General features: G+C 63.0%; 13 protein-coding genes and 1 riboswitch. Of the genes, 6 read left to right on the top strand and 7 right to left on the bottom strand.

Annotation, left to right across the window (positions count from 1 at the left end; all coding sequences use genetic code 11):
- Positions 1 to 53 precede the first annotated feature (53 nt).
- A complete protein-coding gene (locus AC1RRJ_RS21020) occupies positions 54 to 2,000 on the top strand; it encodes an N-acyl-D-amino-acid deacylase family protein (RefSeq protein WP_493126375.1) in 1,947 nt (648 codons plus the stop codon).
- A gap of 177 nt (positions 2,001 to 2,177) precedes the next feature.
- On the opposite strand, the gene AC1RRJ_RS21015 is transcribed toward AC1RRJ_RS21020, so the two are convergent.
- The 4 genes from AC1RRJ_RS21015 to AC1RRJ_RS21000 all read right to left on the bottom strand — a co-directional run bounded on the left by AC1RRJ_RS21015 (position 2,178) and on the right by AC1RRJ_RS21000 (position 7,533).
- Positions 2,178 to 3,119, bottom strand: coding sequence for a tetratricopeptide repeat protein (locus AC1RRJ_RS21015; protein ID WP_493126373.1), 942 nt, complete (start codon positions 3,117 to 3,119; stop codon positions 2,178 to 2,180).
- The gene (locus tag AC1RRJ_RS21010) at positions 3,116 to 4,183 is read right to left on the bottom strand and encodes a dipeptidase (protein WP_493126371.1); all 1,068 of its coding nucleotides are present in this window, start codon (positions 4,181 to 4,183) and stop codon (positions 3,116 to 3,118) included. Before AC1RRJ_RS21010 ends, AC1RRJ_RS21015 begins: the two co-directional genes overlap by 4 nt.
- A gap of 92 nt (positions 4,184 to 4,275) precedes the next feature.
- Positions 4,276 to 4,899 (bottom strand): helix-turn-helix domain-containing protein, encoded by a 624-nt coding sequence (locus AC1RRJ_RS21005; protein ID WP_493126369.1) that lies wholly within the window; start codon positions 4,897 to 4,899, stop codon positions 4,276 to 4,278.
- A 192-nt stretch (positions 4,900 to 5,091) separates the two neighbouring features.
- Positions 5,092 to 7,533, bottom strand: coding sequence for a TonB-dependent receptor plug domain-containing protein (locus AC1RRJ_RS21000; RefSeq protein WP_493126367.1), 2,442 nt, complete (start codon positions 7,531 to 7,533; stop codon positions 5,092 to 5,094).
- 292 nt (positions 7,534 to 7,825) lie between these two features.
- Here AC1RRJ_RS21000 and AC1RRJ_RS20995 point away from each other — a divergent pair, with 292 nt between their 5' ends.
- The 4 genes from AC1RRJ_RS20995 (at position 7,826) to AC1RRJ_RS20980 (ending at position 13,225) form a co-directional block, all read left to right on the top strand.
- On the top strand, positions 7,826 to 9,109 hold the full coding sequence (locus AC1RRJ_RS20995; RefSeq protein WP_493126365.1) for a metal-dependent hydrolase family protein: 1,284 nt from the start codon (positions 7,826 to 7,828) through the stop codon (positions 9,107 to 9,109).
- Between the two features lie 50 nt (positions 9,110 to 9,159).
- Positions 9,160 to 10,731 carry an L-piperidine-6-carboxylate dehydrogenase gene (gene amaB, locus AC1RRJ_RS20990; protein ID WP_493126363.1) on the top strand — a complete coding sequence of 524 codons (1,572 nt, stop codon included), beginning with the start codon at positions 9,160 to 9,162 and terminating at the stop codon, positions 10,729 to 10,731.
- A gap of 27 nt (positions 10,732 to 10,758) precedes the next feature.
- The gene (locus tag AC1RRJ_RS20985) at positions 10,759 to 11,751 is read left to right on the top strand and encodes a tetratricopeptide repeat protein (RefSeq protein WP_493126361.1); all 993 of its coding nucleotides are present in this window, start codon (positions 10,759 to 10,761) and stop codon (positions 11,749 to 11,751) included.
- A 61-nt stretch (positions 11,752 to 11,812) separates the two neighbouring features.
- Positions 11,813 to 13,225, top strand: coding sequence for an amino acid permease (locus tag AC1RRJ_RS20980; protein WP_493126359.1), 1,413 nt, complete (start codon positions 11,813 to 11,815; stop codon positions 13,223 to 13,225).
- A 92-nt stretch (positions 13,226 to 13,317) separates the two neighbouring features.
- Here the strand turns inward: AC1RRJ_RS20980 and AC1RRJ_RS20975 are convergent, their stop codons facing one another.
- The 3 genes from AC1RRJ_RS20975 to AC1RRJ_RS20965 all read right to left on the bottom strand — a co-directional run bounded on the left by AC1RRJ_RS20975 (position 13,318) and on the right by AC1RRJ_RS20965 (position 17,483).
- Positions 13,318 to 13,719 (bottom strand): acyl-CoA thioesterase, encoded by a 402-nt coding sequence (locus tag AC1RRJ_RS20975; protein ID WP_493126357.1) that lies wholly within the window; start codon positions 13,717 to 13,719, stop codon positions 13,318 to 13,320.
- Positions 13,709 to 16,021 carry a 5-methyltetrahydropteroyltriglutamate--homocysteine S-methyltransferase gene (gene metE / locus AC1RRJ_RS20970; protein ID WP_493126355.1) on the bottom strand — a complete coding sequence of 771 codons (2,313 nt, stop codon included), beginning with the start codon at positions 16,019 to 16,021 and terminating at the stop codon, positions 13,709 to 13,711. Before metE ends, AC1RRJ_RS20975 begins: the two co-directional genes overlap by 11 nt.
- Before the next feature lie 116 nt (positions 16,022 to 16,137).
- A riboswitch (cobalamin riboswitch) is annotated at positions 16,138 to 16,342 on the bottom strand.
- Between the two features lie 217 nt (positions 16,343 to 16,559).
- Positions 16,560 to 17,483 (bottom strand): formylglycine-generating enzyme family protein, encoded by a 924-nt coding sequence (locus AC1RRJ_RS20965; RefSeq protein ID WP_493126564.1) that lies wholly within the window; start codon positions 17,481 to 17,483, stop codon positions 16,560 to 16,562.
- Positions 17,484 to 17,759: 276 nt separating this feature from the next.
- On the opposite strand from AC1RRJ_RS20965, the gene AC1RRJ_RS20960 reads away from it, so the two are divergent.
- On the top strand, positions 17,760 to 18,746 hold the full coding sequence (locus AC1RRJ_RS20960) for a LacI family DNA-binding transcriptional regulator (protein ID WP_493126562.1): 987 nt from the start codon (positions 17,760 to 17,762) through the stop codon (positions 18,744 to 18,746).
- Positions 18,747 to 18,840: the final 94 nt, after the last annotated feature.

Genomic DNA, 18,840 nt, shown 5'->3' with positions numbered 1-18,840 from the left:
CCCCGGTCTCCGGTCCTGTATTTCAGTATGGCGAATGCCGTGGAGTGTAATCAATGAGCAAGCAGGGCATTTCACGCGGGCATCGAGTCATCACGGCATTGCTATGGTCAACGGCCGCTCTCGCCATCAATCCGGCAGCGGCAGCTCCCGGCGATGCTTCGGCCTACGACATCGTCATAAGAAATGGCACTATCATCGACGGTAGCGGGCTTGCGGGATATCGCGGCGATGTCGCGATCGCAGACGGTCACATCGCTGCTGTCGGGGATGTGGGGTCTGGCAAGGCGGCACGGACTATCGACGCCACCGGCCTGGTCGTTGCGCCGGGTTTCATCAATATCCACAGCCATGCCGAACCCGAAGCAGTGTCGACGGCGGTGAACATGCTCACCCAGGGCGTCACGACCGAGATCATCAACGCCGACGGCAGCGGCACCGTCGACATCGCAACAGAGCTTGCGAGCTATGCCGCCAATGGTCTTGCCGAGAACATCGGCGCCTATATCGGTTTCAACGCCATATGGTCCGACGCTATGGGCGAGCGCGATCTGCGGCCAACCGCGGCCCAGATTTCCGGAATGCGTACAGTCCTTGAAAAGAACCTCGCCGCGGGCGCCTGGGGCGTTGCATCGGGGCTCGACTATCGCCCCGCCTATTATGCAAAGCCCGGGGAAGTGGTCGCAATCCTGTCCGCTGCAGCGTCGTGGCGAACCAACTTCCCCAATCACGACCGGTTGCGGCCCGAAGACAATCTTAGTTCCTTCAAGGGCATGGAGGAGACGATAGCGGTTGGGGAACAAGCGGGTCTCACCCCCGTCATCACACACATCAAAAGCGCCGGCAGGGAGCGCGGGCAGGCGCCAAAGGTGCTGGAGATGGTCGCGGCCGCCAGTGCGCGCGGCGTCTGGACGGCCATCGACATCTATCCCTATCTCGCCGGCCAGACCGCGCTACAGGCCTTTCTGGTTCCTGGCTGGGCAGCTGACGGCGGCAGCGACGCGATGCTGGCGCGCTTCAAGGATCCCAAGATCCGTCCGCAACTGGTCGAGGCGGCGGAATATGCGATGGCGACGCGCCTCGGGGGTGCGGAGGGCATTGCGCTGCCATCGTTGGGTAAACGGCTGACCGACATCATGGCCGCTGAGAACATCCGCGCTGGCGAAGCCGTGCTGCGCACGCTCGAGCGCGATCCGATGATCTATGCGAACATGACGTTCGGCGCTGAATCCGACGTCGTCGCATTCTTGAAATATCCCGATACGGCGGTTGCCTGCGATTGCGGCGCGACGATCGAGAATCGTGGACATCCGCGTTATTATGGCAGCTTTCCCAAGGTGCTTGGCCACTATGCGCGCGATACAGGTGCGATCACGCTTGAGGATGCCGTGCGCAAGATGACGGCGCTGCCCGCCGCGATCATCGGGATGGTCGACCGCGGGCGCATCGCACCGGGCATGCGCGCGGATCTGACGGTGTTCGATGCAGGGACGGTTGGCGATCACGCCACATTCGACGCCCCGACGCTGCAATCCGACGGGGTCCGGCATGTCATTGTGAACGGTGTTGCCGCCCTCGCTGACGGCAGGGTGACCAATGCAAAGGCCGGCGCCATCCTCCTGCGCGACGCGCATATGCCCAGCCGGCGGATGACCGCCGCCACGACGACGCGCAGTTTCAACGCGAACGCCCGCCTGCCCGGGCTTGTTGTGACCATCAAGGCCGGGCAGCGCGCCGGCGCGCGCTATGCCACTGGCTCGGTGACGCTGACCGATGCACGGTCCGGTACCGTGTGGGCGGCTGATCGGCTCGGCGTGCTTCAAACCGCCAAGGGCTGGGCCAGCCTGACCGCGACGCTGAAGGATCGGGCAGGCAACCGGAAGGCTGCGACCCTGACGCTTGACGATGCGGATGGCGACGGGCGGAAAATTGTCGTTTCCGTCACGCTCGGCGACGGGACTCCGTTCGTGGGGCCGGGGGAAGGAAACGTAAAGGCCGATTGATTCCGAACCTCGTTTGCAAAAGCCCGCCGGGCAGCCGCCCTGGCGGACTTTCGCGCCTTCTCCTGCAAGCGAGGCCGGCCGAAAGCATTCCGCTTGCACCGGGACGGTCAGCCTGGGGTCAAAGCCAGTCCGCTCCCAGCCTGCTCTCCGCCCGCCGAAGAATCTCCGGACGCATGATCAATAGTCTTTGCGATCCGGCTGCGCCAGTTCGGCTTCCGACGGCCAATGCCCCTGCGGGTTCTCCCGAACGATTTGCGCGAACAGCGCCTTCGCGCCCTTTTCGTCTCCGGCGAAGCGGCGCTCCATCGCGATGGCGAATTTGATCGTGCTGTCGCGCGTGTCCTTGAAACCGGCTGGATCGAGCCGCCCCTGCATGATCTGGACCGCCTGATAATAGGTGAAATTCTCGATCAGCTTCAGCCCCGGTTCGATCGCGTTGATCGCCGCGCGTGCCTTGTCGTGCTGGCCCATCTTGCGCCAGGCGAGATAGGTCCAGTACGCCGTTGGAACGCGCATGTCGTCGCGCGCGAAATCGGCGGAGAGCTTCAGCGATTCCGCCATGCCGGCGACCACAGTCGGATAGTCTCCGGTCGCGAAGCTCGTCTGGGCGTGGTAATAGACGATGTTCCCGCGATAGGTGCTGATGGTTAGCCCGATCGGGTTGGGCATGCCGTCGGGCTCGAACGTGTCGGGCGTGTCGCCCATCAGTTCCAGTGCCTTTTTATAATCGGCTAGTGCCTCATTGAACCGGCGCGCACGCGTCAGGTCGCGCGCGCGAAAGCGATAGAGCTTGTAGCTGTCCGGAAACTGCTTCAGCCCGGCGCTGAAGGCATCGACCGCGTCGCAGATTCTGCCCGCATAGTCGAGGCGCCGGCCATACCAGATATGCATATCCTCGCGGTCGGGCGCGATCCGCAACGCCGCCTCGGCAATGGCGATATCCTCATCGAGCATCTTCTGCGTATTCGCCGAAAACTTCGGCACCGTCAGTGCCGTACCGATCAGGCTGGTGGCGCAATTCCCCGCGTCGGCGCCAGGGACAGTCGCCGACGCGGGGGCTGCCATCAGCAGCAAGGCAAGAGCAAGGCTGGAACGGCCAGCAGCGGTGCGCGGGCTCATCCGATCACCTCCTGATAGATGCGGCGGACATTGGTCCCCATGATCTTTTCGACGGTGCTTTCGGGATAGCCGAGCTTGCGAACGCCATCCCATACCACCTCCATGCGGCGCGGACCGTTGAGCTCGTTAATGAAGAGCGGCCAGTCGGGTTCGTGGAAATTGGCGCCCTCTTCGGCCTTCAGTTCGGCGATATAGGCGTCGGTCATCTCGACGACGCGGTGGTCACGATCGCTGCCGATCGCGACATGGTCGGCGCCCATCACTTTGACGGCATGGTCGATATGGCGGAAATATTCAGGCAGTGCGTCGCTGCCGCGCCTGGTCGTCAGGAACGGCCGCATCTGGCAAATCCCCGCGACCCCGCCCTTGTCGGCCAGCAGCCGCAGATTGGCATCGGTCGTGTTGCGGATATTGCTGTGCACCGCCATGCACGCGGTGTGCGAGACGATGACGGGCATCTTCGACGCCGCGATCGTGTCGGCCATCGTCTGCATATTGGCGTGCGACATGTCGATCAGCATCCCGCGCGCGTTCATCCGTCCGACCAGCTCGTGGCCGAAACGGGTAAGACCGTTCGCGCCGAGTTCCTTGCACCCCGCGCCGGCCCAGTTCTGGTCATTGTAGGTGATCTGCGCCGATCGCACGCCCAGCTTGTGGAACAGATCGACATTGTCGAGATCGCGCCCGAACTGGGTGCTGTTCTGGAACAGGTAGAAGAGCGCGATCTGGCCGTTTTTGCGTGCAATGTCGATGTCGCTCGCGCGCGTCGCTTTCAGGAACAGGTCGGGATGCGCCGCGATATGCGTGTCATGGTCGAGGACGGCTTGCACCGCCTCCTCATAGGCCCGGCCTTCATAGCTCTTGGGATCGCAGAGTGTGACGGTGATCGCGTCGAGCCCGCTCGCGCGCATCTGCCCGATCAGCGCGGCGTCATATTCGAAACGGACCTCGCCCATCGCATCGAAGGTGAGGGGGCGAGCCGCCACTCGCGCTGCAACGCCGGGCGCAAACGCGACAGCGGTCGACAGCGCCGCCCCCGACAGGATGAATTTCCGTCTATCCATAGCTACACCCTCTCCAATTTTTCTATTGGAAATAAATTAGCCTATAGGAAAATTATTGCAAGCCCATAGATTGAGCAAGGCAGTCCGCGCAATCAGGCAGTGTTGACCCACAATACGACGGCATCTTCCTCGCTCGTCGAATAGCAGGCATGCTCCATGTTGCTGTTGATGTAGATGCTGTCACCGACCCCGAGGATCGCCGGCTCATAATGCTCGGTCTGGAAACAGACTTCGCCTTCGAGCACATAGAGGAATTCCTCCCCGCTGTGCTGAGACCAGACCTTGAAATCCTCAAGGCTGCGCGCCTTGATCGTGGTGACGAACGGCAGGATTTTCTTGTTCTTGAGCTCGGCTGCGATCAGCCGGTGACGATAAACGGCGGTTTCCATGAGGCGGCCCGCGCCGTCCATCGTAACACTGCGGCGCCCTGCGGCATCCTGTCCCGAATTGCTCGCGAAAAGTTCGGTAATGTCGATGTCAAAGCCCGTCGCCAGCTTCTGCACGACGTCGAACGTCGGCGACATCTGGTCGTTTTCGATCTTGGACAGCGTCGACGCCGCGAGCGCCGTCAAGCGTCCTGCATCCTCCAGTGTCATCCCGCGCTCACGGCGCAGCTGGCGCAATCTTTCGCCCAGATGAAAGCCTTCGGACCGGGGCCGTTTTGCCTTGCGCACGGCTCCTAATACTTCCGGCTCGTCTCCATTTCTGGGCGGCATAAGTCTCCAATCCTTAACTTGCTCGAGATCATACGGCATGGGCGATTGGGGACGGCTGGGAGAGAGGTCCGGCCAATCAGCCGCGGCAATCTATAAAGCAGAAATTTCCGATAGGCTACGGCATTGGCATATCCGCAATGCCTCTTCCGCGTACGCCCATCGGAAATATATGCTGATCCCGAACAGACGAGATCAGAATTTATACTTGGCATTCAGATAATAAAAGCCACCGGCGACGCCAAATACGCTGTGGTTGTCATAGATCAGGCCCGAACGCGCGCGTGCCGCGCCGCGACCCGGCGGGTAGATATTGAACAGGTTGCGCGCGCCGATGCTGAGGTCGACGCCTTCGATGCCGGAATAGGTCACTTCGGCATCGAACAGCGTCACCGCTTTGCGCGGCAGGAAGCTGGCGCCATCCAGACGGCGCCACGCACCATAATGGTTGGCGCGCGCCATGAAGCCGAAATCGCCAACCTTCGTCGTCGCCGAGAAATTGCCGCGCCAGCGCGGCGTGCCGCGTTCGAATTCGGTGACGATCGCCGAGGTGAAGCCCACCGGCGGCGCACCGCGCAGCTGCTGTTCATTATAGTTCACAGCAAGGCTGAAGTCGGTCGAGGCATTGTCCGACCAGCTATGGCGGTAGGTGCTGACCAGATCGAAACCGCGAACGCGGGTGTTCATTTCATTCTGGAAATAGCGCACATCTTCAATGTCCGCGCCATTGGGGAAGTTCAGGGCGGCCAGCGCCGCGCGTTCCGCCGCTGTGGTTTTGCGCGAAGGCGTCAGCAACAGGCGATCGTCGACCTTGATCTGATAAAAGTCGAGCGTGGCCAGGAAGCCGTCGAGGCCGGTGAAGACGACGCCTGCCGACATATTGAACGAGGTTTCCGGCTTCAGCGAGTTCGAACCGAAGACCTTTGCCGCGGGCGAGCCCGGGACCAGCACGGCGTCAAGAATGAAGCCGCCGAGGCCATCGAGCTGCGAGGTGAGGCTGGTGCCGAACACCTGACCGGCGGCGGGGGCGCGGAAGCCGGTGCTGACCGAGCCGCGCAGAGCGAAGGCGTCGCTCAGCTCGAAACGCGTGGCGGCCTTGTAGCTGAAGTTCGTGCCGAACTGGTCGTAATCTTCATAGCGGCCGGCGACCGACAGGTTCCACCAGGACGTGATATCGGCATCGACTTCGGCAAACACAGCGTAGCTCGCTGAGTCAAAGGTGCCCGCAAACTCGGGTGAAAAGCCCTGGAAGCCGTTCGACCCGGCGGGCAAATCCCGCAACGGGCCAGTGGTGTAGCTGGCCACATCGCCCTGGCCGATGACATAGGTTTCCTTGCGGTAGCTGGCGCCGGCGAAGGCAAGGATGTTGTCGGTCAATTCATAGGATGTTTCGGCATCGAACTGGATTTCGCGCTGGGTCAGCGAACCCGGCTTGAACGAGGTCGGCGAATTGACGCCCATCGAGGCGTTGATCGTGCCCGTGATGGTGTAGTCGACCGTGTTGGTGCCATAGCGCGCCGACAAATCCCAGTTCCACGGGCCGACCTGGTCGCGCAAACCGACCAGGGCGCTGAAATCTTCCAGATTGCCCGAGAATTCCGGCGTGAAACCGCCCGGATAGATGGTGGCAAGGTTGAACGCTTGCGGGTGAGTCGGCGAGAGATCGAAGGCCGAATTGGCATAGGTGCCGTGGCCGTTTACGCCGCCGGCGGTGAAGGGCTGGCGCAGACCAAAGGTGACTGCGCTTTTGCCGGTCATATAGTTGCCGAACGTATAGGCTTCGAGTTCGTCGCCCAATTCGATCCCAGCGTTCCAGACCGCTTTGAAGGCCATGTAGCGCGGGTCGAGATTGCCTTCGGGATGTTCGGGGACCCCGGGCACGCCCGCGGCCCTCAGCGCTACCGCACCAGCATGGCTGGCCTTTTTGGCATAGGCCTTTTCCTGATCGGTATATTGGGCTGCCAGGTTGAAATAGGCATTGTCGCCAACCGGAACGGCGATGTGGCCCTGAATGTCATAAGTGCGGCCGCCGCTTTCATAATATTCACCGACCTGCCCGATGATCGAGCCGCCGCTTTTGGCCTTTTTCAGCTCCATGTTGATCACGCCGGCGATCGCATCCGAGCCATATTGGGCCGATGCGCCGTCGCGCAGTACCTCGACGCTCGACAGGGCAATGGGCGGAATGACGTTGAAATCCTGTCCCTGCGAGCCCGAGGTCGAAGCATGGCCGGTGCCGATCTGCACGATCGAGGCGCGGTGACGGCGCTTGCCGTTCATCAGCAGCAGAACATGGTCGGCCGGCGAGCCGCGCAGCGTAATCGGCCGCACGAAAGAGGAGCCGTCATTGCCCTGAAGGCGCTGGGCATTGAATGCGGGCACCAGCGTGCGCAGCGCGTCGTTCACGTCGGTATATCCGGTGGTGGAGATCTGCTCCGGCGAGATGACGTCGATCGCGACCGAGCTGTCGGTGATCGAGCGATCCTTGCGGCGCGTTCCGATGACCACGATGTCGCTGCCACCTTCATCGGTATCGGCGCCTTCTGCTTTCGGCGGCTGCGTCTGGGCCTGCGCGACAGGCGCGATCGCGAATGCGAGAGCCGACGACAACAGCAGGCGTGAAACGAACTTCGACATTTTTCCCTCCTTGGTAACCCATTTCCCCACCCGGAAACCTCTGAATTTCCGGAGTCCACCTTATTCTTCATAATTTTCCTATCATAAAATTTATTGCCCAACCAGCAAAATATTCCTATGGGTGGTTGCGGGGCCGGAGGCGATCTTCGGCGCCCGGTCGACGGGAGCTTTTTACGTGATGGACATCGTCAAACCGTCCGTGCCCGGCAGGGCGACCCGCCGCGCCGGCGCGCTATCGCTATCGCTATCGCTATCGCTATCGCTATCGCTATCGCTATCGCTATCGCTATCGATGCTCGGTCTGTTGCTATCGTCCGCGGCCGCAGCGGCACCCGCCGCGCCCGCCGGGGAAGGTCTGGTGATCCACGCAGGCGCTGTCATTGCGATACCGGGCGAGCGCGCGCTTGGCCCCACGACGATCGTCGTTCGTGACCGGCAGATCGCCGAAATCAGGCCCGGGTATGTGGATTTTCCCGATACGCCGACGATCGACCTGAAGGACCGGACCGTGCTGCCCGGCCTGATCGACACCCATGTTCACTTCAGCTTTTCGCCGGAAACCAGGTTGTGGTCGGCGGCGATCGACACGCCGGAAGACGTGGCGCTCTTCGCCTTTTCCAATGCGAAAAAGACCTTGGAGGCCGGCTTCACGACCGTTCGCGATGTGGGATCCGACGGCTATTCGATCCACGCCCTGCGCGACGCGATCAACGAAGGCACCGTCACCGGACCGCGCATCTTTCTCTCGGGGACGTCCTTGTCGATCGTCGGTGGCCATGGCGACATGTCGGGGCTCAACCGCAAGACGACCGAAACGCTGTATCCCTATGATTATACGGGTGCCTGCACCGGCGCGGTCGAATGTGCGCTGCGCGTCCGCGAGGCCGCCAAATATGGCGCCGATCTGATCAAGATCACATCGACCGGCGGCATCATGTCGCAGCAGGCGCGCGGGCTCGGGCAGCATCTGAGCGATGAGGAACTGACCTCGATTGTCACCACCGCGCACAGCCTCGGCCTCAAGGTCGCGGCGCATGCCCATGGCGGCGAGGGGGTCGCGGCATCGGTCCGCGCCGGTGTCGATTCGATCGAGCACGGCACCTGGCTGGACGAAGAGACCGCAAAGCTGATGGCCAAACGCGGCACCTGGCTGGTGCCGACGCTCGGCCTGCTCGATTCGCGGAAAGAGAGCGACGCCAGCCCGGAGGTGCAAGCCAAAATGGCCGAAGCCCGCCGCGTTGCAGGGCGGAACATCCGCCTCGCGGTCCAGTATAAGGTGGCCATCGCTTTCGGCACCGACGCCGGCGTGTCGCCGCACGGTCAGAATGCGCGGCAGTTCCGCCACATGGTCGAACAGGGACCGATGACGCCGATGGCGGCGCTCCGGTCGGCGACCGTCGATGCGGCGGCGCTCATCGACCAGTCGGCCCATCTGGGTACCATCGAGGTCGGAAAATTTGCCGATATGGTCGCCGTTGGCGGCGATCCCGCTCGCGACATTTCGGTGATGGAACATGTCTCCACCGTCATCAAGGACGGCCGCGTCATCGTTCACGACCGGAAAGACCGGCCCTGAACCCTGCCGGTTCGACACACTCTCTCGCAACGCTTTCAACGGACATACAAATGATCGCTATCGATACGCCTCTCTCTCCCCAATTGGCTCAGCCTGCACCCGGCGCCTTCGGCGCCGCCGTTTCGGATATCTTCGGCGACCTCGGGCTGTCGCTCGAGGGTCATCTCGGTTCCGGTCTCGAAGTTTTTTCGCCGATCGACGGATCCGGACTCGCGCGGCTGAAAATGCACCAGCCGGCCGACATGGATGAAATGGTTGCGAACGCCCAAACCGCGTTTCTGGCCTGGAAACAGGTCCCGGCTCCTCATCGCGGCGAACTGGTGCGGCGCTATGGCCAACTCGTTCGCGAACACAAGGAAACCCTGTCGCGGCTGCTGACCATCGAAAATGGCAAGATCCTGACCGAAGCCCGCGGCGAAGTGCAGGAAGTGATCGATATCTGCGAATATGCCGTCGGCCTGTCGCGGCAGCTGTTCGGACTCACGATCGCATCGGAACGCGCCGAGCACCGGTTGACCGAATATTGGCATCCGCTGGGTCCGCTCGGGCTGATTTCGGCGTTCAATTTCCCCGCCGCGGTCTGGGCGTGGGGCACAACGGTCGCGCTCGTCTGCGGCGACAGCGCAATCTGGAAACCCTCTGAAAAGACGCCGCTCACCGCGCTCGCCTTTGGCAAACTGCTCCAGAAGGCCGCGGCCGATTATGAGTTCGCACCCGACCATCTGGTACAGGTCGCCATCGGCGCCGCCGAATGCGGCGGTATCATTGCCGACCATCCGGGGATCGCGATCGTCAGCGCGACGGGCAGCGTCCGCATGGGGCAGGATGTCGGCGTGCGGGTCCAGCGGCGCTTCGGTCGTCCGGTCCTCGAACTTGGAGGCAACAACGCCGCGATCGTGGCACCCAGCGCCGATATCGGTCTTGCCCTTCGCGGCACAGTTTTCGCCGCGACCGGCACGTGCGGCCAGCGCTGTACCTCGCTTCGCCGCCTGATCGTCCACGACAGCATCCGCGCCGATTTCGTGAAGCGTCTGATCGCGACGGTAGGCAGCCTGCGCATCGGCAGCCCGCTCGTCGACGACACCCATGTCGGGCCGCTGATCGACAAGGCGGCGTTCGACGCAATGCAGCGCGCGCTCGATCAGGCGCGCCGCGAAGGCGGGATCGTCCATGGCGGCGAGCGGATCGACATCGATGGCGCGGAGGGCGCCTATTATGTCCGCCCCGCGATCGTCGAAATGCCCGCGCAGAGCGGCATCGTGCGCGAAGAAACCTTCGCCCCCATCCTCTATGTCCTGCCCTACACGACGCTCGACGAAGCGATCGCGCTGCAGAATGGCGTGCCGCAGGGGCTTTCGTCGTGCATCTTCACCAATGATGTGCGCGAAGCCGAGCGCTTCCAGTCGGCACAGGGCAGCGATTGCGGCATCGTCAACGTCAACATCGGCACCAGCGGCGCGGAAATCGGCGGTGCCTTCGGCGGCGAGAAAGTAACCGGCGGCGGCCGCGTGTCGGGCTCGGACAGCTGGAAGAACTATATGCGCCGCGTTACCGCGACGGTGAATTACTCGACATCGCTGCCGCTCGCGCAGGGTGTGAAGTTCGATCTCGACATAGACTAAAACATATCTGTTTGGAGGAGGTTTAATATGGTCCCCGGGAAACTGAAATTGCTGGCATCGGCCGGCCTGTTGTTCATCGCTATGCCGCTGTTGGCGGCGGCTCAGGAGGGCAGCGTGCAAGGCACATCGCTGCTCGGCAAGCCGATGGTCACGACGCAGACGCGCAACGCCAATGTCGCAGCGACCGAAACGCTCGATCGCGCCGCGCGCGAGGCCAAGGCCGTGTTCGAAGCCAATATGACGGCGGACAACGCGACCTGGTACGGCCGCATCCTCTTCTATCAGGGCTATTCGAAGGAATCTGCGGCGGTCTATGATCAGGCGCTGAAGCGCTTCCCCAATTCGGGCAAGCTGCTGCGTCACCGCGCGCATCGCGCCTTTTCGCTGCGCGAGTTCGACAAGTCGATCGAATTTGGGCTGAAGGCGGCAAAAATCTATGAAAACCAGCCGCTCGAACGCGAGAAGCCGGGCCCGGATTATTTCCCCGGCGACCCCGATGTCGTTCAATATTATCTCTATTACCACCTCGGCCAGGCCTATTTCGCCAAGCATGATTTCGACAATGCCGCGAAATGGTTTGCCAAATCGGCGGAGTCGGCCGCCTTCACGCACGACGTCGAGGCCCGGACGGCGAACGGCTATTGGGAATATCTGTCGCTCGCGCGCGCCGGCAAGCTGCGCGAGGCGCAGAAGCTGCTCGACGACTATGATCTGACCCTGTTCGAAGTCCACCCGAAGGGTGGTTCGGACACCTATTTTGACGGGTTGCAACTGTTTAAGGGCCATCGCGCCACCGACAGCTTCTTCAGCGACAAGGACAGCGGCCGCGCCTTTGCGACCGCCGACGGTGTCGCGGCGTCGACGGCCTATAGTCTCGCCAACTATTATATTCTGAGCGGAGAGCCCGAGAAAGCAAAGCCCTGGCTGAAGCGCTCGATCAACGTCGACAGCTGGGGGTTCTTCGCCCGCATCCAGGCCGAGGCCGACTGGTTGCTGCTGTTCCCGGGCGAACAGCCCTGAACTGACGTGCTGGGTGAGCGGCGGACCCGAACAATCGGGCCGGATATTTGGGAGAAGCATCGTGAATAATTGGACCCGCCGCAAACCCATCGCGCTGGCCGGCGAGCGCAGCGCCGGCGCGCTTCCGCCGAGCCTGTCCTGGCCGCAGCTTATGGCGATGGGCGTCGGCGCGATCATCGGTACGGGAATCCTGACCCTGATCGGCGTCGGTGTCGATCGGGCGGGGCCTGCGGTGCTGCTGTCGTTCGCGATCGCCGGTGCGGTCTGCGCCTGCGCGGCACTCGCCTATGCCGAGCTCTCGTCGATGATGCCCGCGGCGGGCAGCGCTTACAGCTATTCCTATGCCGGTCTCGGCGAGGCCTTCGCCTGGATTGTTGGCTGGAGCCTGATCCTCGAATATTCGCTCGTCGTCTCGACGGTCGCGGTGGGTTGGTCGGGATATGCGTCGCCGCTCCTGATGAGCATAGGTTTCCCCGAAGCGTTGACACGCGGTCCCGAACTCGGCGGGCTGATCAATCTTCCCGCCATTGCCATTATCGCGGTCGTCGCGGGCCTGTTGCTGCTGGGGACGCGCGAGAGCGCCCGTATCAACTCGATCCTCGTCGTCGTGAAGATCGCGACCCTGCTGCTCTTTGTCGGTTACACGCTGCCCTATTTTGACGCAGCGCATCTCGATCCGTTCATGCCATACGGATATGTCGCGAACGCCGGCAGCGATGGGGTGCAGCGCGGGGTTATGGCGGCCGCGGCGATCGTCTTCTTCGCCTTTTACGGCTTCGATGCGATTTCGACAGCGGCAGAGGAGGCCAGGAATCCGGCGCGCGATCTGCCGATTGCGATCATCGGTTCGATGGCCGTCTGCACGCTCATCTATATGCTGGTCGCGGCCGCGGCGGTCGGTGCGACGCCCTTTGCCAGCTTTGCCGACAGTCCCGAGCCGCTGGCGCTTATCCTGCGCTCGATCGGGCAGGGGGGGATTGCTCAAATCGTGGCGACGACCGCCGTTGTGGCGCTGCCGACCGTCTTGCTTGCCTTCCTCTATGGGCAAAGCCGGGTTTTCCTTGCGATGGCACGCGACGGCTTTCTACCGGGGCGACTCGCGCATATTTCGAAGCGCGGCACGCCGACACGCATCACACTGCTGACGGCGGCGATCGTCGCGGTCCTGGCCGGCCTGCTGCCGATCGGAAAGGTAGCAGCGCTTGCCAACGCCGGAACGCTGATCGCGTTCATAGCGGTTGGCGTCTGCCTGCTCGTCCTTCGTCGCCGCGCACCCGATACCCCCCGGCCATTTCGCGTTCGCGCGGTTTGGCTGGTCGGGCTCGGAACGATTGGCGGCTGCCTCTACCTTTTCTTGAGCCTGCCGGTCGAGACTCTCTTGTGGTGCCTGATCTGGAATCTGATCGGGCTCACCCTCTATGCTGCATATGGGCAACACCGAAGCCGGTTGGGCAAGTCCAGTAGCGGGAGCTAGGCTTGGCCGTCACCGTGTGGTTTGCGACCGCTTATTGCAATCCTCATCTCAAAGCCGCCGGTTCGCGACTGCCCAAGTCCAGATGATTCATCTCAAGCCCGATTGGTAAGTGGCCGGACCGCCCGCGGCCGCCGATCCGGCCCCACTGCGACAAAGATAAACACTGCCTGCGTGACCTTGTTGTCCTCGTCGGAGTGACGGTCGCGGGCCCAGGCTTCGACTTCGACGTGCATCGAGGTGCGGCCGACTTTGACGAGGCGCCCGAAGACGGACACCTCGTCGCCGACGAAGACGGGGCGGTGGAAGGTCATGCCTTCCACCGAGATCGTCACCGCGCGGCCGCGCGCGTGGCGCGAGGCCACCGAGGAAGCCGCAAGGTCCATCTGCGCCATCAGCCAGCCGCCGAAAATATCGCCATAGACGTTGGCGTTGGCGGGCATCGCGGTGACGCGGACGGCGGGCTGACCGGTGGGAACACTCTCTTCAGTTTGCATTATAGGCCTCCTTGATACGGGCGGTGTTGCGCATGGCTTTGGCGGCGGCAACCATCGCGATCAGCGCGGGGCGGACCTCGTCCCATTTGCGCGTCTTGAGGCCACAGTCGGGGTTCACCCAGATCTGCTGTGGGGGCAGATGCTTGCCCGCGAGCGTCAGCAGGTCGGTCATCTCGCGCTCCGCCGGGATGCGCGGGCTGTGGATGTCATAGACGCCGGGGCCGACTTCGTTTGGATAGGCGTAGGTCGCGAAGGCGTCGAGCAACTCCATCTGCGACCGCGCGGTCTCGATCGAGATGACGTCGGCGTCCATCGCGCCGATCGCGCGGATGATGTCGTTGAACTCCGAATAGCACATATGCGTGTGGATCTGTGTGTCGTCGCGGACGCCCGACGCGGTGATACGGAAGCTTTCGACCGCCCAGTCGAGGTAATGCTGCCATTCGTTGCGGCGAAGGGGGAGGCCTTCGCGCAAGGCGGCTTCGTCGATCTGGATGATCGCGGCGCCGGCGGCCTCGAGATCGAGCACCTCGTCGCGGATCGCGAGCGCGATCTGGCGGCAGCTGGTCTCGCGCGGCTGATCGTCGCGGACGAAGGACCAGTTGAGGATGGTGACGGGGCCGGTGAGCATGCCCTTCATCGGCCGGTCAGTCTGGTCCTGCGCATAGCGCCACCAGTCGACGGTCATCGGCGCGGGGCGCGAGACGTCGCCGTAGAGGATCGGCGGACGGACGCAGCGCGAGCCATAGCTTTGCACCCAGCCGGCGCGGGTGAAGGCGAAGCCGGCGAGCTGTTCGCCGAAATATTGCACCATGTCGTTGCGCTCGAACTCGCCGTGGACGAGGACGTCGAGGCCGATTTCCTCCTGCCATTTGACCGCGGCGCGCGTTTCGATGCGCAGATACTGGTCGTATGCGGCGTCGTCGATCTCGCCCTTGATATGCGCGGCGCGCGCCTTGCGGACCTCCGGGGTCTGCGGGAAGCTGCCGATCGTCGTCGTCGGGAAGGCGGGGAGGGCGAGGCGTTTTTGCTGCGCGTCGCGGCGGGTTGCGAAAGGCGCGGCGCGGTGGGTGGCGGCCGCGTCGAGCGCGGCGAGGCGCTGCGCAACCGCGGGGTCGTGGATTTTCGGCGAGGTCTGGCGCGCGACTGCGGCGATGCGCGAGGACGAGAAGGCGGCGAAGCTCGCGTCCTCGCCTTCGTTCAGCGCCTTGGCGAGCGCGGCGAGTTCCTCGATCTTCTGCACCGCGAAGCTCAGCCACTGGGCGATTTCGGGGTCGAGGCCGAAATCGAGCGCGAGGTCGACGGGGGTGTGGAGCAAGGAGCAGGACGGCGCGAGGATGAGGTCGCGTTTGCCGGCGAGCTCCTTGAGGCGCCAATAGAGGTCGGGGAGGTTGGCGCGCCAGATGTTGCGGCCGTCGATGACGCCGAGCGAGAGCAGGACGTGCGGCTGGAGCCGGGCGAGCGCGGGTTCGAGCTGGCCCGGTGCGCGGACGAGGTCGAGGTGGAGGCCGTGGACGGGCAGGTCGGCGACGAGATCGAGATTGTCGCCGAGGCCGCCGAAGTAAGTGGCGAGCATGAGTTTGGGACCGCGCGTGGCGAGGCGGGCGTAGGCGCGCTCGAACGCGGTGCGCTGTTCGGCCGAGAGGTCGAGGACGAGGCAGGGCTCGTCGATCTGGACCCATTCGGCGCCTTGTTTCGCGAGGCGGGCGAGGATTTCGGCGTAGGTGTCGAGCAGCTGCGGCAGGAGCGCGAGCGGTTCGACCGCCTTGCCCTTGGCGAGCATCAGATAGGAGACGGGGCCGAGGAGGACCGGGCGGGTGTTGTAACCGAGGGCTTTCGCTTCCTCAAACTCGTCGAAGATTTTCGTGGAGGCGATCTTGAAGGTCTGACCCGCGGTGAGTTCGGGGACCATGAAATGATAGTTGGTGTCGAACCATTTGGTCATTTCCTGCGCCGTGGTGTCGTGGGCGTGGCCGCAGGCGGACGGTCCCTGGGCACCGCGCGCCATCGCGAAATAGAGGTCGGGGTCGACGCTCTCGCCGCTCCAGTCGTAGCGCGGCGGGATCGCGCCGATGAGGGCGCTGGTGTCGAGGACATGGTCGTAGAGCGAGAAGTCGTTCGACGGCAGGATGTCGGCGCCGAGCGCTTTCTGGCGCGTCCAGTGCAGCGCGCGGAGGCCCGATGCCGCGGTCTGCAGTTCGGCGAGATTGGTCTTGCCCGCCCAATAGCTTTCGAGCGCGAATTTGAGCTCGCGGCGGAGGCCGATGCGGGGGAAGCCGAGGGTGGCGACGCTGACAGTCATTTCTCAAACACCTTGCAAGGGGCAAGGCGCCGGGCAGACGCGTACGCACGGGACTCCGCGCCCGCAAACAAGGGTCGGGCGCAGCCATGCATGCGGCCTGACCGGACACCCCGCCGGAGGACGTATCTGACGAGGCAGGTCTCCTGGCTCACGGATCAGCGCGGCGGTCTGGCCTTCCCGGTCCCTTGCCGGACCAGTGACACGTATCGACCGCCGCTCACCGCTTACAGTTGCGGGGGCAGCGCCGGCTTTGAACCGGCTTCCCGTCTTAGCTCCACGCCCGGGTAGCGGACGCGGAGAACCTCGACAGGCTGAAGAATAGCGCTGCAGCTGAGTCTGTCAACCATGATATAAAGAATTCTTTATATCATGGTTTTCGGCATGAACGCAGATCGACAAGTCGTCAGATTCTGATGCGAACCAAGAGCCGTCAAGTCGTCTACGGCCAGTTCTGCTTGACTGCGGAGATAAGGCCGAGGCTGGAAGATCCGGTCGGTCCCGGCGTACCGAAAGCACATTCGAATTGTGAAGAGTGTCTCTATGCGGAGACTCGCTTCACACATCGAAATCCGATGTGGCTCGTCGAACTGTCTATTGTTTCGGGGTGCCGGGCGGCCGGGCGATAGCGCTGGCAGTAATTGGCGGCGCATAGATGGGAGCCGCCCTTGAGTACTTTGCGACCGATACGGATATCGGGATGGGCCGGATCATAGCTGCGTTGCACATGTCCTCCACGCGGATTGTCGATCACGCAGCAGGATTTTTTACCCTTCTTTGCGCTCAAGGCCGGTTCGGACCACCAGTCCTGCGTCCATTCCCACACGTTGCCAATCATGTCGCACAAACCGAAGCCGTTGGCGGGGAAGCTGTCTACGGGCGATGTTCCTTCCCATCCATCGAGACATTGATTGGCGAAGGGGAACAGGCCTTGCCAATAGTTGGCGAGCATGGCGCCGCCCGGTGCAAGTTCACCACCCCAGGCATAGTCTGCGCCATCGAGACCTCCGCGCGCGGCATATTCCCATTCGGCTTCGGTCGGGAGGGCTTTGCCGGCCCATGCTGCATATGCTTCGGCATCGTCATAGGCGATATGGACCACTGGATGGGCTTCGCGGCCCTCGATCGAACTCGAAGGGCCCAGCGGATGGCGCCAGTCTGCGCCGAACTCGAAGCGCCACCACTGGCTTGAATCACCCAGGTCGACAGGCCCGGGTGCTTTCTTGAAAACGATCGAGCCGGGTTGTTCCATGCCGGGCAGCATGTCGGGATAATCGGCCCGATCGGGTGGGGTTTCCGCGACGGAAACATGACCGGTTGCGTCGACAAAGCGCTGGAAGTCACGGTTGGTGACGGGCGCAGTGTCTATCCAGAAAGGGGCAACGCGTACTTTGCGGAGTGGGGCTTCCTCGGGATAGAAATTTTCCGATCCCATGGTGAATGTGCCGCCCGGAATGAAGGACATGCCGCGCGGGCGCTCGTCAGAACCCGCATCGTCGTCTGCGCCGGTGATCATTCTTTTTCCCTTTTGGTGTCCTGCCGGACCGACATTTGACATGCCCCCATGGTGTCTTTTTACACAATGCCGCACACGGCCAAGGTGGTTTGATTTGCGATGTATGCCGTCTATCGTCGGCTGTTTAATGCGACAAGTACGTCCTAGGGAGGGTTTTTGAAGCGGTCCGTCACGATCATCGACATCGCGAAGCGCGCCGGCGTATCGTTCAAGACCGTTTCCCGCGTGCTGAATGGAGCGCCAACGGTGGCGGAGGCGTTTCGGCACAAGGTCGAAGAGGCGATGCGCGAACTCGACTATAAACCCAACCGCGCAGCGCGTCTGCTGCGCGGGGGAAAGGCGCATTCGCTAGGTCTGATCATTGGATCGCGGGCCCGGTTCGTCAGCTCGCCCGAACCCGACCGGCGCCTGCCAAGCTACGCTGCAGACGTGATACTGGGGCTGTTGCAGGCGTGCCATCCGGCCGAATATCATCTGGTGATCGAGAGTGTCGCGCCGGACGATGCGGACGGGCCGGCGGCGCTGGAGCGGTTTCTCGATCTTGTCCGGCTCGACGGCGTCATCCTTGTTCCGTCCTTGTGCGATACCCGGTGGGTTCTCGATCTGCTTGAAAGCCGGGGCATGCCCTTCGCACGCATCAACCCGGGGCTGGACCTCGATCGGGCGCTCTGTCTGGTCATCGACAACCGGAGCGCTGCGCGCGAGGTGGGCGAAGCGATTCTGGCCCATGGCCACCGCCGGATCGGGTTTATCGACGGGCCCTCCGAACATGCCGCGCAGCGCGACCGCAAGACCGGCTTGCTCGACGCCGTGTCGAAGGTGCCCGGCGCGCATGTCGAAGTGCGTCAGGGCAATTTCCTGTTCACATCGGGACTGGAGAAGGGGCGGGAACTCATTGCGCTGGATGATCGTCCCACCGCCATTTTCGCTGCGAATGACGAAATGGCGGCGGGCGTTCTGGCCGCGGCGATCGACGCCGGCATCGATGTGCCCGGCCAACTGTCGCTGGTGGGTTTCGGCGGGCTCGCGATCGCAGAACATACCTGGCCGCGCATCACCACCGTCAGCCAGCCGACGATCGAGATCGCCCGCATCGCCGGCCAGAAACTCATCGCGCAAGGCGGACAGGCGGGCGGGGACTGGCCGCAGCTGATCACCGTTCCCTATGAATTGACGATACGGCAGTCGCTCGCCGCTGCGCCTCGCTCCTAGGCGAACCATCCTCGAACATTATTGCTCAATGTTGACGCCCGCCCTGTGCTTCGTTAGGTGATCGAGACAACGTTGTCTCGAATCGCAACCAGGG

Source organism: Sphingopyxis sp. GW821-FHT12C06, assembly GCF_058807415.1.
This window is presented reverse-complemented; position numbering and strand designations above follow the sequence as displayed.